A 1,859-nucleotide genomic window follows, 5' to 3' on the forward strand; every position below is an offset into this window, starting at 1 on the left:
GCGTTTGCCCAGCCAGTGTCGGCCGAACGGATAAAGCCGTAGACAAGGGCCGTCATGCCAACGGTCGAGGTCAGTGCGCCGACGATGTCGAGCTGGCCAGCACGCTGCTCGGTTTCCACGATGGTGCGGCGTGCGGCGATGATCATCGCGATGCCGATAGGGAGATTGATGAAGAAGCCGACGCGCCAGGAGATCCAGTCGGCAAGCACGCCGCCCAGCACCAGGCCGACGCTTGCCGCCACACCGGCCACGGCGCTGTAGTAGGACACGGCGCGGGTGCGTTCGGAGCCCTCGGCGAAGGTGGTCTGCAGGAGCGCCAGCGTCGACGGCGCCAGGATGGCGGCGCCAAGGCCCTGGATGGCCCGCGCGCTGATCATCCAGGCCGCTGATTGCGCAGCACCGATCGCCAGCGAGGCGAGCGTGAACAGGGCGAGCCCGACGATGAGCATCAGCCTACGGCCCAGAATGTCGCCCGCCCGTGCCCCCAGCAGCAGGAAGCCGCCGAAGGTCAAGGTATAGGCGCTCTGCACCCATGCCAGCCCGGCATCCGTGAAGCCCAGGCTTTGATGGATCTTCGGCAGGCCGGTGAGCACGATCGAGGTGTCGAGCACGATCATCACGTAGCTGACGAGGATAATCGCCAGGATGGCCGTCTTGTGCGGTGCGGGCGTGGACATTGTGCTGGCTCCGGCGATCAGGCCTGGTACTGCGCGTCGCTGACGGGCTCCATCCAGTCGACCGCCTTGCCGTCGAGCGCTTCCTGGATGGCGATGTGGGTCATGGCGGTGGTGGGTGCCGCGCCATGCCAGTGCTTCTCGCCCGGCTCGAAGCGAACCACGTCGCCGGGCCGGATTTCCTCGACCGGGCCGCCCTCGCGCTGCACGCGGCCGCAGCCGGCGGTGACGATCAGCAACTGGCCGAGCGGATGGGTGTGCCATGCGGTGCGCGCGCCGGGCTCGAAGGTGACGGCGTTGCCGGCCGCGCGGGCCGGTGCGATGGCTTGGAACAGCGGGTCGATGCGCACCGTGCCGGTGAACCAGTCGCCCGGTCCCTTGCCGGAGGCTTGAGAACCGCTTCGCTTGATATCCATGGTTTTGTTCCTTTTCCACGCCGGGCCCGACGCGGCCATTGGCTTCAAGGCCGCCCAGCTTTGGGCCGCCCGATCTTGTGATGCCAATTTAGGGCCTGCGATTGCCCATGATTAGCTGCTATAACCGGCATGTACTTATGAGAAGGGCTCATGAATGCCGCGAGACAATCTGAACGAGCTGACCGCTTTCCTCGCCGTCGCGCGCGAGGAAAGCTTCACCAGGGCGGCGGCCAAGCTCGGCGTTTCCCAATCGGCGCTCAGCCACACAGTTCGCACGCTGGAGGAGCGGCTGGGCGTCAGGCTTCTGACCCGCACCACGCGCAGCGTCTCGCCGACCGAAGCCGGCGAGCGGCTGCAGCGCACCGTCGGGCCGAGGCTCGACGAGATCGAGACCGAGCTCACGGCGCTCAGCGCCTTGCGCGAAAAACCCGCCGGCACCATCCGCATCACCGCCGGCGAGCATGCCGCCGATGCGATCCTGTGGCCGGCGATATCAAGGCTGCTGCCGGACTATCCCGACATCAGGATAGAGATCATCGTCGATTACGGCCTGACCGACATCGTTGCCGAGCGCTATGATGCCGGCGTGCGGCTGGGCGAACAGGTGGCACGCGACATGATCGCTGTGCGCATCGGCCCCGATATGCGCATGGCGGTGGTCGGGTCGCCGGCCTATTTCGCCACGCGGCCAAAACCACGCGTGCCGCAGGGCCTGACCGACCACAATTGCATCAATCTGCGGCTGCCGACCTATGGCGGGCTCTATGCG

General features: G+C 66.6%; 3 protein-coding genes. 1 reads left to right on the top strand and 2 read right to left on the bottom strand.

The genetic code is table 11. The features are described 5' to 3' along the window. On the bottom strand, window positions 1-677 hold a 677-nt coding region (locus EN935_RS33965), incomplete at its 3' end, for an MFS transporter (protein ID WP_127374121.1). A gap of 17 nt (window positions 678-694) precedes the next feature. Further along, window positions 695-1,090 carry a cupin domain-containing protein gene (locus EN935_RS33970; protein ID WP_109661356.1) on the bottom strand — a complete coding sequence of 132 codons (396 nt, stop codon included), beginning with the start codon at window positions 1,088-1,090 and terminating at the stop codon, window positions 695-697. Between the two features lie 154 nt (window positions 1,091-1,244). Between EN935_RS33970 and EN935_RS33975 the strand changes: the two genes are divergently transcribed. Further along, on the top strand, window positions 1,245-1,859 hold a 615-nt coding region (locus tag EN935_RS33975; RefSeq protein WP_164771605.1), incomplete at its 3' end, for a LysR family transcriptional regulator.

The organism is Mesorhizobium sp. M7D.F.Ca.US.004.03.1.1, from assembly GCF_003998635.1.
Taxonomy (GTDB): domain Bacteria; phylum Pseudomonadota; class Alphaproteobacteria; order Rhizobiales; family Rhizobiaceae; genus Mesorhizobium; species Mesorhizobium loti.

Excerpts from the sequence above, each read along its gene's own strand:
- EN935_RS33970 (WP_109661356.1), bottom strand. The coding sequence starts at position 1,090 with ATGGATATCAAGCGAAGCGGTTCTCAAGCCTCCGGCAAGGGACCGGGC.